This window comes from Ralstonia pickettii, assembly GCF_001699815.1.
GTDB lineage: Bacteria > Pseudomonadota > Gammaproteobacteria > Burkholderiales > Burkholderiaceae > Ralstonia > Ralstonia thomasii.
In genome coordinates this window covers 1-12,259 of record NZ_MCGB01000001.1, presented here as the reverse complement: position 1 = coordinate 12,259, position 12,259 = coordinate 1, and the positions used below count along the sequence as shown (strand labels likewise).

Here is a 12,259-nt window from a genome sequence, read left to right as displayed (position 1 = left end):
ATAGATGAATAGTTAACTACTTTCGATATCCCATGCCCGCCGATCTCCGCCTGCCCCGCTACCAGCAATTGCGCGACGATCTGGCCGCGCAGATCGCCCAACAGCACTGGCGCCCGGGCGACGCCATCCCGACCGAAGCCGAGCTTGCCAAGACGTACAACGTGGCGGTCGGCACCGTCCGCAAAGCCGTAGACGTACTGGTGGCCGAAGGGCTGCTCGAACGCTTCCAGGGCCGTGGCACCTTTGTGCGGCGTGCCAGCTTTGCCAGTTCCTTGTTCCGCTTCTTCCGCTTCCAGAGTGAAAGCGGCGAGCGGCGCATTCCTGAGAGCCGCATCCTCAAGCGGGACGTGCTGGATGCCCCGTCGGCACCGGCTGCAGGCCTGCAGATTGAAACCGGCGCACCGGTCATTCGCCTGACCCGGCTGCGCCTGCTGGATGGCGCACCCATGCTGGCCGAAGAAATCTGGTTGCCATATGACCGTTTTGCGTCGCTCGCCACGCTGGAACTCAACGCGTTTGGCGACCTGCTGTATCCGCTGTACGAATCGCACTGCGGCCAGATCATTGCGAGCGCCGAAGAAACGCTCACCGCCGAAGCCGTCAACGCAACGTATGCGCGCCTGTTGCGCATCCAGCCCGGCGATCCGGTGATGGTCATCGAACGCGTTGCGCGCGGCTACGACCGGGTGCCGCTCGAATGGCGGCGTTCGCGCGGCGCGGCGGCGCACTTCCGGTACCACGTGGATATCCGGTAACGCCCCCACACTTGCTGCCGCTCATACCGACAAAAACACACACAGGAGACAACATCATGCAGGCCAACTCACCAACGGCACCGCCGCTGCTGGACGTGCGCGGCGTCACGCTGCAGTACAAGACACGCCAGCATCTGGTGACGGCCACCTACCGCGTCGATTTCCAGGTCTACCCCGGCGAGCGCTATATCCTGCTTGGGCCGTCGGGCTGCGGTAAATCGACACTGCTCAAGGCCATCGGCGGCTACCTCACACCCACCGAGGGCGAGATCCGTCTCAAGGGCCAGCCCGTGACGAAGCCGGGGCCGGATCGCATGATGGTGTTCCAGGAGTTCGACCAGCTCCTGCCGTGGAAGACCGTGAAGGAAAACGTGCTGTTCCCGCTGCTCTCCACGGGCAAGCTGGGCGCGCGTGAAGCCGAAGAGCGCGCGCTGCACTACATCAACAAGGTCAACCTCACGAAGTTTGCCGACCACCACCCGCACATGCTGTCTGGGGGGATGAAGCAGCGTGTGGCGATTGCGCGCGGCATGGCCATGGAGCCCGACGTGCTGCTGATGGACGAGCCCTTCGCCGCGCTCGATGCGCTCACGCGCCGCAAGATGCAGGACGAGTTGCTGCAGCTGTGGGACGAAACGCGCTTCACCGTGCTGTTCGTCACGCACTCGATTCCGGAGGCGATCCGCTGCGGCAGCCGCATCCTGATCCTGTCGCCGCATCCCGGCCAGGTACGCGCCGAACTGCCGAGCCTTGCGCGCGGCGATGATGACCCGGAGCGCTTCAAAGCCCTCGAAGCCGAGATCCACGACATGCTGTTCGCCCGCGCGGTGGAGGAAACCCATGCAGACTGAAACCCTTTCCATGCCGGCCACCACCGACATCAGCAACCGCGCGCCCGTCTACAGCACGCCCGTGGCGTTCGAGCGCATCGGCGTGGTGGAAAAACCCCTCTCCGTTGCGGAGCGTTTGTACGAACAGGCATGGCTGCGCAAGGTCGTCATCCTCGTCGTGCTCGCACTGGTGTGGGAAGGCGGGGCGCGCTGGCTCGACAACCCGCTGTTGCTTCCGACTTTTTCCGACACCGTGCAGGCGCTGTGGGCAGGGTTGGCGAGCGGCACGCTGTTTGCTCGCATCGGCACGTCGATGCAAACGCTGCTTGCAGGCTACGCGCTCGGCTTGGCGTTGTCCTGCGCGCTGGTCGTGCTCGGCATCAGCAACCGGCTCGGGCAGGACTTCCTGGAAACGCTCACCGCCATGTTCAACCCGCTGCCGGCCATTGCGCTGCTGCCAATCGCCCTCGTGTGGTTCGGCCTGGGCAACGGCAGCCTGATCTTCGTGATCGTGCATTCGGTGGTGTGGGCGGTGTCGCTCAACACGCATGCCGGTTTCCTGTCGGTATCGAACACGCTGCGCATGGTGGGCCGCAACTACGGGCTATCCGGCATGGGATACCTGACGAAGATCCTGATCCCCGCCGCATTCCCGTCCATCCTCACTGGCCTGAAGATCGGCTGGGCCTTCGCATGGCGCACGTTGATCGCCTCGGAACTGGTGTTTGGCGTCAGCTCCGGCCAGGGCGGCCTCGGCTGGTACATCTACGAGAACAAGAACCAACTGCAAATTCCCGAAGTGTTCGCCGGCCTGCTGACGGTGATCATCATCGGCCTGCTGGTAGAGAACCTCGTGTTCCGTACGCTTGAAGCCCGTACCGTCAAGCGCTGGGGCATGCAGAACTAAGGGAGCGCGCGAGGCTACCGAAACCGTCCAGGCGCTTACAGTCGCCCCCAGACGGTTTGGCCGTACCCTGCCCTATGCGGCGCCTTGAATTTTTGTGAGTGGGCGGAAAAAAGAAGGAGGCCTGTTTGAGCGAAGCGAGTTTGCCTCCTTCTCCGCACGGTCACAGAAATTCAAGGGGTCTTTCGCCGCATCGGGCGCGCCTTTCTTTGCTTACTTTCTTTGGCAAGACAAAGAAAGTGAGTCGGCCCCGGCAGGGGACGAAACCCAGGATGCACCACCAAGAAACAACAAGGAGACAAACCCATGCAGCAACCCCGCCGCAACATCCTCCGTTTCACCATGGCCGCCACGCTGGCCGCATCGCTCCTGGCCGGCGCCGTCAGCACCGCGCATGCTGAAGCCAGCGAAGTCCGCATCTCCCACGGCTACGGCATCCTCTACCTGCCCATCATGGTGATGGCCAGTGAGCACCTGCTGGAGAAGCAAGCCAAAGCCGCCGGCCTGGGCGACGTGAAGGTCAGCTACCGCATCCTGGACGGCGGCAACGTCATCAACGACGCCATGCTCTCGGGCGCGCTGGACATCGCCTCGCTGGGCGTGCCGGGCTTCCTCACGCTGTGGGACAAGACGCGCGGCAGCGCGATAGAAGTGCGCGGGCTCTCGTCGCTCAGCTCCTCGTCGATGTACCTGATGACGCGCAACCCGAACGTGAAGACGCTGGCGGATTTCTCCGACAAGGACCGCATCGCCGTGCCGGGCATCAAGACCTCGCTGCCAGCCGTGGTGCTGCAAATGGCCGCCGCCAAGACCTTCGGCGACAAGCAGTTCAACAAGCTCGATCCGATCACCGTGCCGCTGCCGCACCCTGACGCCACCGCCGTCATGCTGGCCGGCGGCAGCCAGATCAACAGCCACATGGCCTCGCCACCGTTCTCGTACACCGAGGCTGCTGCACCCGGCCTGCACCGCGTGTTCAACACGGTCGACGTGCTCGGCAACATCACGCTGGACATGACCTACACCAGCAAGAAGTTCTACGAGGCCAACCCGAAGCTGTCGGCGGCGTTCGTGGCGGCGCTGGATGAGGCGAACGCGCTCATCGCCAAGGACAAGTCGAAGGCTGCGCAGATCTACATCACTCAATCGAAGGTGAAGAGTTCGCCGGAAGAGGTGAAGAAGATCCTGGACGATCCGGACTCGCGCTTCACGACCACGCCGGTGGGCGTCGCACACTATGCTGAGTTCATGCAGCGCGTGGGTACGCTCAAGAACAAGCCGGCGTCGTGGAAGGATCTGTTCTTTCCGACGGTGCAGAGCAGACAGGGTTCGTAAGCAGGCAGCGCGCAGCATCCACACGGAGACATTCCATGGCACTACGCATCGTCCGGCTCGGCGAGCCGCGTCACCCCGATGAAGGCTTGCGCATCGGCACCGTGCGGCGCCCACCGCGCGGCGTGCCCAAGGAAGAATTCGCCAGCCGCGATTTCTACGACGTCTGGATGCCGCTGCTTTCGCCAACGCCCGAGCTTGTCAAGCAAGCGCAGGCCGCGCAATCCCAGCACGACGAAAAAGCCTGGCAAACCTTCGTGCGCCACTTCCGCACCGAAATGCGCGACGGCGATGCCGCGCGCCTGCTCGACATGCTGGCCGCGCTATCGCACCAGACCCACCTGTCGGTCGGCTGCTATTGCGAGGATGAAGCGCATTGTCATCGGTCAGTGCTGCGCGCGTTGTTGGAGGAGCGTGGGGCGAAGCTGGCTCCATGAACGATCTTTCCACCTGCACAAGGAAAACCATGCCGAACCTGCCCCGCACGTCGCGCTGCGCAGTCTCATCTGCCCTCTTGCTCGCGCTGGCCATGACGGTCGCGCAGACGGTGACGGCGCAAACAGCCCCCGCCGCACTGCAACCGTCCGAGTCTCACCACACCGTCGCCACGCTATCCGCTACGGGGGTGCAGATCTACGTTTGCAAGCGCGACGGCGACAAGCCCCTGGCGTGGGTCTTCAAAGCTCCGCTGGCTGATCTTTACGATGGGAGCGGCAAGCTCATCGTCAAACACGGTGCGGGCCCAAGCTGGGAAGCCTCCGACGGCAGCAAGATCACAGGGAAAGTCTTGCAGCAGGCACCCAACACCGCGGAAGCCGGCGCCATTCCGCTACTGTTGCTGCATGCCACCAATGCTGGCAGCGCGGGGCTTTGAGCAGTGTGCGATACGTGCAACGGCTGCAGACCCATGGCGGCATCGCACCGGCACAGCCCTGCACGGAAGAAGGCCAGGAAGGCCGCAGCCCGTACCTGGCACAGTACGTTTTCCTCGACTGACGCAGCGTCGCACATACAGCGCCATACCCCATACAGGGGACGCCGCTCTCCCCTGGCACCCCTATAACGAAGACACACGCGACCGGTTGTTCACCGCGTCGCGCCGTCGTCATTCGTAATTCCAGGAGCACTGCCATGGGCCGCCGCTACATCGATTGCCGCGCCTTCCCCAGCGAGACCAACTGCTCGGTCGCCATCAGCGCCGACAGCGATGCCGAACTGCTGGAGGCGGCTGTGCAGCATGCCGTTTCCGTGCACAAGCACACCGATTCGCCCGAGTTGCGGGCGCAACTGCAAACGCTTTTCCAGGACGGCACCCCCGCCGTGGCGCCACCAAAGATGGCCACGGTCTGATCCAGATGCAACACCGCCTACCGGCGCGCAGACAGCGCCAGCATCAGCCGCACCACGTCGCACTGGCTGTGCGTGTTGGTCTTGCGGTAGACGTGTTTGAGGTGCGTGCGCACCGTGTCGAGTGAAATGCCTAGCGTGCGGGCAATGCAGGCTGGGTCGGAGCCGCTTGCGAGCAGATCGGCAACATCGGCTTCGCGGCGCGTCAGGTGGAATGCGTCGGTCAGCCAGAGGCTGGCCGGCTGCGCAGGCGAAATGCCCGCGCGCGCCGCAACGCGTCGCCAGCACAACGGCAGTGCTTGCGCAAAGTGCGGCAGCAACGCTTGTGGCGCCGCACCATGCTGCATGGGTTGCGGCACGCCCGCCTTGCGGTAATCGAGCCACACCGCCCCGCGCACTTCCGCATCGGCCATCGGCCACGCGTCGACGCCGTCACCGCGTACCGCATGCAGCAGCACGTCGGCCGAGCGTGCGCCGCGCGATGCCGCCCAGTGCCACCTCCCATCGACGCGCCACCGGATCATGGCCGCTGCATGGTCCGCGCCGCACGCATCGCGCAGCACGTTCATCACGCCCACGGCATCGCCCGCGCACGCCGCTACGTAGCATTGGCGCAGCACGGTTGCCGAGGCATGAGGTGACGTGACAGAAAGACGCGGCATGAAGGCAATACGGGCGCAGCGGCTTGCGACCGCTGCGCCCGTTTCGAAAGGGACTTCATTATAGGAAGAGTGTCACCGCCCGCACTGCCCCTTTTGCCCTAAGCCCATGGTGGATCAGGCCAGCGCGCGACGCGACATCCAACGTGCGCGCAGATGGTCGTATGCGAGGTTGAAGAAGAAGGTGTACGGCAGGAACAGCAGCATGATGCCGATGTCGAGCACGAACGCTTCCCACAGCCCCACGTCGAGCCACCAGGCGGCCAGCGGCACCAGCATCAAGACCAACCCGCCCTCGAACAGGCAGGCATGCACCACCCGCAGCACCAAGGTACGCGAGAGCCTGTAGCGACGCTCCACGCGCTCGAAGATGGCGTTGAACACCATGTTCCACACCATCGCCACCGCAGCAAACATGAGCGTCATCACACCCATCTCAGCCAACGGCAGTTCCATCAGCCAGCTGAACAACGGCGCACAAATCAGCATGGCAACCAACTCGAACGTCAGCGCATGCACAAGGCGCTCAGCTGGCGTTTTCTGTATGACTTGCATTGCAATTACCTCCAAAGAACGAGGTGCATTTTCATCGGTATGAACGGTATGATCCAGTTCATTAATATCGGTTTTTCCGATATATTGGACGATACATCGCCGTCCGGAGTGCCCAATGCGTCATTCACCCGAAGCCTTACTGGCCTTTGCCGAAGCCGCCACGCTAGGTTCCTTTTCCGCCGCTGCCCGAAAATTGGGCAAGCGGCAATCCACGATCAGCGAGGCGATCGCCAATCTTGAAATCGACCTCGGTCTGACACTGTTCGACCGCAGCACGCGCCAGCCCACCTTGACCGAAGCGGGCCACGCGATGCTCACTCAGGTGCGCCGCGTGCTCGACGCCAGCGCGCAGATGGACCGCATGGCCGCCCAGATGGCCGGCGGTCTGGAAGCGCGCCTGACGCTCGTCATGTCTGACACCTACCAATCCGATCGCTACGAGCAAACGCTGGCCACACTGGAGCAGCGTTATCCCGACCTTGAACTCGAATGCCTGATCGCCGAACACGAAGACGTGGTCGACATCATCCAGCTGGGCCGTGCCCAGATCGGTTTGGTGGCCGCGCAGGCGGCATATCCGGCCGATATCGGCTGGGCGACCATTGCAGAGCAATCGGAGATCGGGCTGTTCGTGGGGCTGCAGCACCCACTCGCCCGATACGGCGACGAGGAAGTGCCACACGCCATACTGCGCGAGGCGCGCGAGCTACGGCTGAACACCTTCGTCGACCCAACGGGGCCACGCACCGACGCGGTGCCCGTGCGCAGCCTGCGCCGCTGGTCTGCACCGAGCTACCTAATGCTGCTGGAAATGGCCGTGCTGGGCTTCGGGTGGACGGAGCTGCCGCGCTGGCTGGTGGATCACTTCGCGGCAGACCGGTTGCATGAGGTGCGTGCACGGGGCTGGCCCCGCCTCGTGCCGGTGGACGCCGTATGGTCACGCAATCGCACACTTGGGCAGGCCGGCGCCTGGCTCCTTGAAACGATGCTGGCGGGCTAGGCACTCACGCGTTTTCGTCCAGCCGTTCGATGATCAGATGCGAGAGTTGGGCTGTCTGCTCTTTCGACAGCGTGAATTCCACGCCAAACGAAGGAAACGCAGATGCGGTTGTGCCCAGCGCAGGCGACCCGCTTGCCACCCGGCCGGTCAGGGAAAACGTCTCCAACTGGCCGTCCACGTAGGCATTGAAATCCAGGGCGAGTCTGTCGCCGGGTTGGAACGCGGGGTTGGCGCTCTGCACCAGCGCACCGTTCAGGCAGATGTCGCGGATCACCGCCACGCGATCCGCAGCCGACGCGGCCTGCCCCTGCGCACGCACGCGCGCCCCGATCCGGACCTGCACGCGCTTGGCACGGCGCAGCGGCATCTTCTGCATCTTGATGGGCGCCGACAAGACCAGATACGGCGAGGGAAACTGTCCCACCGACACCACGCTGCACATCATGGTGAATACCGAGCGGCCGGAAAAACCGCGCAGTATCAGCACGTCTCGCGGCTCGGGCCGCAGCGTGCGCTTGGCGTCGGCTGGCTGCGTGACAAACAGCGCTTCGCCTTCGATATAACCGATCAGGCGGCACGGGAGCAGGCCACGTAGCGGTGCGGACTTCTCCTGCACCTGCAAGACCGTGCCGACACTCAGGCCGGCCGACCCAATGCGGGGCGGAGCTTCTGCGGGCGCGGTGGCAGGCACGGCGGCAATGTCATCACCTTCTGCCAGTGCCAGCACCGGGCCGTGATGGAACAGAAGGCGAACGTCTTCGGCATCCGGCACGACAGCACCGGCGGGCAGCAAAAGCCGGCCCACACTGTCAGCCAGGGGAAACGGCAGCGGTTGACCGACCGGAACGTCTTCCTGCGTGAGTTGCCGCGTTTTCTGAAGGATCATGGGTGGCAAAGGATCGCGTCTGTCATGGGCGGGCCAAGGCAAATGCCTTGGCAGGTACGCCCGCCATTTTGTAACAATGGCCGGCAAATCGCCTGAGAGCAACTCGCATCAACCCTCCCCGCCTGACCTGCATCAACGGCAAGCGTTTTCGTCACCCAGCAACTGCAGTGGCCTCAATCTCGACAGCCAGCCCGTAGTGCAGCGTCGGTACCGGCACGACGGCGCGCGCCGGACGCAACTCGCCGATCCACGCGCTATAGAGCGCATCGAACGCGGGCCAGTGCGATTCCATGTCTGTCACGTACACGCGCACCTGTACCAGGCGCGAGCGGTCCGTGCCTGCGGCGGCAAGCACAGCGTCCAGGTTGGACAGCACCTGCCGCACCTGCGTCTCGAACGGCGCGTCAACGAGCTTTTCGCCGGTGGGCGTCACGGGAATCTGTCCGGCGACGAACACGAAGCCATTGGCGCAGACCGCGTGCGAGTAATGCCCCGCAGGCGGGCGCAGTTGCGGCGCGTTCAGGTAGCGTGCATCGCTCATTTCGCTGCCTCCGCGCCCAGCACAAGCTTGGCGAAGAGTTGCAGATCCACATTGCCGCCCGACAGGATCACGCCGACGCGCTTGCCTCGCACATCGACCTTGCCGTTCAGCACCGCAGCTGCAGCCAGGCAGCCGGTGGGCTCGACCACCGCCTTCATACGCGAGGCGAAAAACTGCATGGCGCTGACGAGTTCTGCATCGCTCACGGTCACGATGTCGTCAACCAGTTCGCGAATCACGGCAAACGTGTAGTTGCCCAGGTGCTGCGTCTGCGCGCCGTCGGCCAGCGTCTTGGGTGTATCGATGTGGACGATCTCGCCCTTGCGCAAGCTCTGCTGACCGTCGTTGCCTGCCTCGGGCTCCACGCCGAAGATCTTGCACGCCGGGTTCAGCGCGCGCGCCGCCGTGGCGCAGCCGGAGAGCAGACCGCCACCGCCCAGCGGGGCCAGCAGCACATCCAGTGGGCCGACCTCTTCGATCAGTTCCTTGGCAGCCGTGCCCTGCCCGGCCATCACGTGCGGATGGTCGTACGGCGGGATCAGCGTAAGGCCGTGTTCTTCGGCCAGTTGGCGGCCGATGGCTTCGCGGTCTTCGGTGTAGCGGTCGAAGAACACCACCTCGCCGCCGTAGCCACGCGTGGCCTCCACCTTCACGACAGGCGCGTCCTTCGGCATGACGATGACGGCGCGCATGCCGAGCAGCTTGGCCGACAACGCAATCGCCTGCGCGTGGTTGCCCGACGAGAACGTGATCACGCCGGCCCTGCGCTGCTCCGGCGTGAATTGCGACAGCGCGTTGTACGCCCCACGAAACTTGAACGCGCCCATGCGCTGAAAGCTCTCGGCCTTGAAGAACAGTTCGGCGCCGGTCATGGCGTTGGCGGTGGCAGAGGTCAGCACCGGCGTCTTGTGGGCGACACCCTGCAGGCGGGCGTGGGCGGCAACGACGTCGTCGTAGGAAATGGGCAGGCTCATGCGAGATCCTCGGGAAGATAGGTGTAGACGGTGGAGCGCGCCACGCCGAGTGTCTGGGCGACTTCGGTCAGCGCGCGGCGCAAGTTCAGCAGGCCACTGACGGCCAGTTCGCGCATAGCCTCGCGGCGCTGGTCGAGGGTCATGGCCATGGGTGTGGTGTTGCGGGCGGCAGCAAACTGTTCGAGCGCGATGCGCACGTCTTCCACGCGACGGGAGCCAAGCGACTCGGGCACTGGCGGCGCAGCCGCATCAACGCGCATCAGTTGCGTGAGGCCGGTGGTCACGGCATGCAGCATGGAGACATCCATGTTCAGGCAGATGGCCGCCACGTAATCGCCGCGGCTGTTCTTCAGCCCGATCGATGTGCTCTTGGCCGGGCGCCCGTCGGGAAACCGGTTGGCGTAGTTCTCGATGACTTCCGGGAAGTCGGGGTCGGCCAGGCGCGCGAGTCCCAGTTCCGTCACGGCGTCGCCCACCTGGCGGCCGGACAGGTTGTTGGCGATGGCGACGACGGCATGATCGGGATCGGTCAGGTCGTGCAGGACGACTTCCACCAGCGGCGCCAGCGTCTTGCCCAGCGCCTCGACGATCTTTCGGCCTTCGCGCAGCAGAAGGCGGTTTTCTTCAGTGGGCTTCATAGCACTGACGATACGTCAGTTACTGACATTTTGTCAACGCCTTCCTCGATCTCTTCGCGCGCCACCTCTCAATATCCGGGCGTACGGCAACGCACAGTCCGGCAACTTCATCCCCATTCAGCCCGGCCGCACGCTGAGATTACGCGTGGCACACAGCTTCTGAACTTGGTTGGTCCAACAGAAGGCGCTTGTTTGGGCGCCCCGTTTGTCCGCCGAAAATGCAGTCCGCGACGGGACGGCGAGCGGGCTTGTGAAACCCGTCCGCTCATGCCGGTGACAGCGGCCAACGGATGGGCTTAAAGCTGGCTCATGCCGCCATCGGCAATGATTTCCGTGCCGACAATGAAGGCCGATTCGGGCGCCGACAGATGCAACACCGTCGACGCAATCTCTTCCGGCTGACCAAAGCGGCCCAGCGGCACCTGGCCCTGGATCTGTGCGGCGGTGGCGGCCAGCGTGTCGGCATCCAGCCCGAGCTTGCCGTACAGCGGCGTCGTCACCGGGCCTGGGCTGACCACATTCACGCGGATTCCCGAGCCAATCAGCTCACCCGACAGCGTCTTCGCCAGCGAGATCAGCGCAGCCTTGCTTGCCGCATAGACCGACGAATTCGGCATGCCGATGTGCGCGTTGATGGAGCCGTTCAGCACGATCGACGTGCCCTTGTTGAGGATGGGCAGCAGCGCCTGCATCTGGAAGAACGCGCCCTTCACGTTGGCGTTGAAGGTCGCATCCCACAGGGCTTCTTCCACGTCCGGGACGGCGGCAAACTTGGCCATGCCGGCGTTAATGAACACAGCGTCCAGACGCACGCCGGCCTCCTGCAGCTGGCGGGTCAGCTCGCGCGCGGCTGCCACGGTGCCGGTTTCGTTACGGATGGCGAGGGCCGCATTGCCGCCGGCCGTGCCCAGCGTGGCGCGCGCCGTTTCCAGCGCTGCCGCATCGCGGCCGGTGATGACCACACGGGCGCCTTCCCGCGCAAATGCCTGGGCGGCTGCCAGGCCAATACCGCTGTTGCCGCCAGTGACCAGAACGGTCTTGCCTTCGAAGCGATTCATGATGTCCTCCAGTAGGAAAGTTGAACTTGAACAATCGCGTGACTGCAGTGTGGACGCTGGCAAGCGGTTTGCCATACGATCCGGACGATGAACACGTTCGAAGGAGTTGCACATGTTGACGGACGAAGAATTGGCACTCCTGGAGGCTATCCGCCAGACGGGCAGCCTGTCGCGCGCGGCGGCGCAACTGGGCAAGGCGCCGTCGACCGTGTCATATGCCGCACGCCAACTGGAGCAGCGCTTCGACGCCCTGCTGTTTGATCGCCGTCGCTACCGGCTGCAGCTCACGCGCGCCGGGCAGTTGCTGACGGAAGAAGCCGCGCGGCTGGCGCAGGATGTGTCGCGTGTTACGCAGCGCGTGCGGCAGGTGGCCAACGGCTGGGAAGACCGCTTGTGGATCGTGACGGACGAGCTGCTGGAGTTCGAATCGCTCATGGCAGTGATGCACGCGTTCGATGCGCTGCAATCGGGCGTGGCGCTGCGCGTGACGCACGAAGTGCTGGCCGGCACCTGGGAGGCCCTGCGCGACGGCCGCGCCGATCTCGTGATCGGGGCGACCAACGAGCCGCCTTCCATCCCGAACCTCGGATGGTTCGAGCTGGGGGTGGTGGAATGGGTATTTGCCGTGTCGCCACGACACCCGCTTGCAGCCGTCGACGCGCCGCTCACGCGCGAGGAAATCGCCCGGCATCGCGCCGTGGTGGTGGCCGATTCGGCGCGCACCACCGCCGGCCGCGCCTATGGGATGCTGAGCGGGCAGCCTACGCTGGCCGTGCCCAG

Annotated in this window: 15 protein-coding genes and 1 pseudogene; 9 read left to right on the top strand and 7 right to left on the bottom strand. The window is 64.4% G+C overall.

Going from position 1 to position 12,259, the window contains the following annotated elements:
* The first annotated feature begins 32 nt into the window (after positions 1-32).
* From BEK68_RS00080 to BEK68_RS00050, 7 genes and pseudogenes are all read left to right on the top strand, one after another.
* Positions 33-755, top strand: a complete 723-nt coding sequence (locus BEK68_RS00080; protein ID WP_012430127.1) for a GntR family transcriptional regulator — start codon at positions 33-35, stop codon at positions 753-755.
* A gap of 56 nt (positions 756-811) precedes the next feature.
* Complete coding sequence (locus BEK68_RS00075) at positions 812-1,606, top strand: ABC transporter ATP-binding protein (RefSeq protein ID WP_012430126.1); 795 nt, start codon at positions 812-814, stop codon at positions 1,604-1,606.
* The gene (locus tag BEK68_RS00070; RefSeq protein WP_012430125.1) at positions 1,596-2,492 is read left to right on the top strand and encodes an ABC transporter permease; all 897 of its coding nucleotides are present in this window, start codon (positions 1,596-1,598) and stop codon (positions 2,490-2,492) included. The genes BEK68_RS00075 and BEK68_RS00070 overlap by 11 nt, the downstream gene beginning before the upstream one ends.
* Before the next feature lie 303 nt (positions 2,493-2,795).
* The gene (locus tag BEK68_RS00065; RefSeq protein WP_012430124.1) at positions 2,796-3,824 is read left to right on the top strand and encodes an ABC transporter substrate-binding protein; all 1,029 of its coding nucleotides are present in this window, start codon (positions 2,796-2,798) and stop codon (positions 3,822-3,824) included.
* Positions 3,825-3,859: 35 nt separating this feature from the next.
* Positions 3,860-4,258 (top strand): DUF488 domain-containing protein, encoded by a 399-nt coding sequence (locus BEK68_RS00060; protein ID WP_004627833.1) that lies wholly within the window; start codon positions 3,860-3,862, stop codon positions 4,256-4,258.
* 29 nt (positions 4,259-4,287) lie between these two features.
* Positions 4,288-4,817 (top strand): annotated as a pseudogene (locus BEK68_RS00055) (DUF3455 domain-containing protein).
* Between the two features lie 135 nt (positions 4,818-4,952).
* Entirely contained in the window at positions 4,953-5,171 is a 219-nt protein-coding gene (locus BEK68_RS00050) for a DUF1059 domain-containing protein (RefSeq protein ID WP_004627835.1), read from the top strand.
* 17 nt (positions 5,172-5,188) lie between these two features.
* On the opposite strand, the gene BEK68_RS00045 is transcribed toward BEK68_RS00050, so the two are convergent.
* Both BEK68_RS00045 and BEK68_RS00040 read right to left on the bottom strand, forming a co-directional pair.
* Complete coding sequence (locus tag BEK68_RS00045; protein ID WP_012430123.1) at positions 5,189-5,830, bottom strand: helix-turn-helix transcriptional regulator; 642 nt, start codon at positions 5,828-5,830, stop codon at positions 5,189-5,191.
* A 114-nt stretch (positions 5,831-5,944) separates the two neighbouring features.
* Entirely contained in the window at positions 5,945-6,382 is a 438-nt protein-coding gene (locus tag BEK68_RS00040; RefSeq protein WP_012430122.1) for a multidrug/biocide efflux PACE transporter, read from the bottom strand.
* A 115-nt stretch (positions 6,383-6,497) separates the two neighbouring features.
* Here BEK68_RS00040 and BEK68_RS00035 point away from each other — a divergent pair, with 115 nt between their 5' ends.
* Positions 6,498-7,382 (top strand): LysR family transcriptional regulator, encoded by an 885-nt coding sequence (locus BEK68_RS00035; RefSeq protein WP_004627841.1) that lies wholly within the window; start codon positions 6,498-6,500, stop codon positions 7,380-7,382.
* A 4-nt stretch (positions 7,383-7,386) separates the two neighbouring features.
* Here BEK68_RS00035 and BEK68_RS00030 read toward each other — a convergent pair whose 3' ends face one another.
* From BEK68_RS00030 to BEK68_RS00010, 5 genes are all read right to left on the bottom strand, one after another.
* The gene (locus BEK68_RS00030; RefSeq protein WP_004627843.1) at positions 7,387-8,268 is read right to left on the bottom strand and encodes a flagellar brake protein; all 882 of its coding nucleotides are present in this window, start codon (positions 8,266-8,268) and stop codon (positions 7,387-7,389) included.
* A gap of 151 nt (positions 8,269-8,419) precedes the next feature.
* A complete protein-coding gene (locus tag BEK68_RS00025) occupies positions 8,420-8,809 on the bottom strand; it encodes a RidA family protein (protein ID WP_004627844.1) in 390 nt (129 codons plus the stop codon).
* Positions 8,806-9,783, bottom strand: coding sequence for a threo-3-hydroxy-L-aspartate ammonia-lyase (locus BEK68_RS00020; protein ID WP_012430121.1), 978 nt, complete (start codon positions 9,781-9,783; stop codon positions 8,806-8,808). Before BEK68_RS00020 ends, BEK68_RS00025 begins: the two co-directional genes overlap by 4 nt.
* Positions 9,780-10,421, bottom strand: a complete 642-nt coding sequence (locus BEK68_RS00015) for a helix-turn-helix transcriptional regulator (protein WP_004627849.1) — start codon at positions 10,419-10,421, stop codon at positions 9,780-9,782. The genes BEK68_RS00020 and BEK68_RS00015 overlap by 4 nt, the downstream gene beginning before the upstream one ends.
* A 296-nt stretch (positions 10,422-10,717) precedes the next feature.
* Positions 10,718-11,479 carry an SDR family oxidoreductase gene (locus tag BEK68_RS00010; RefSeq protein WP_004627865.1) on the bottom strand — a complete coding sequence of 254 codons (762 nt, stop codon included), beginning with the start codon at positions 11,477-11,479 and terminating at the stop codon, positions 10,718-10,720.
* Positions 11,480-11,591: 112 nt separating this feature from the next.
* On the opposite strand from BEK68_RS00010, the gene BEK68_RS00005 reads away from it, so the two are divergent.
* Positions 11,592-12,259: LysR substrate-binding domain-containing protein (locus BEK68_RS00005; protein WP_065851511.1), on the top strand; the 668-nt coding region annotated here is incomplete at its 3' end.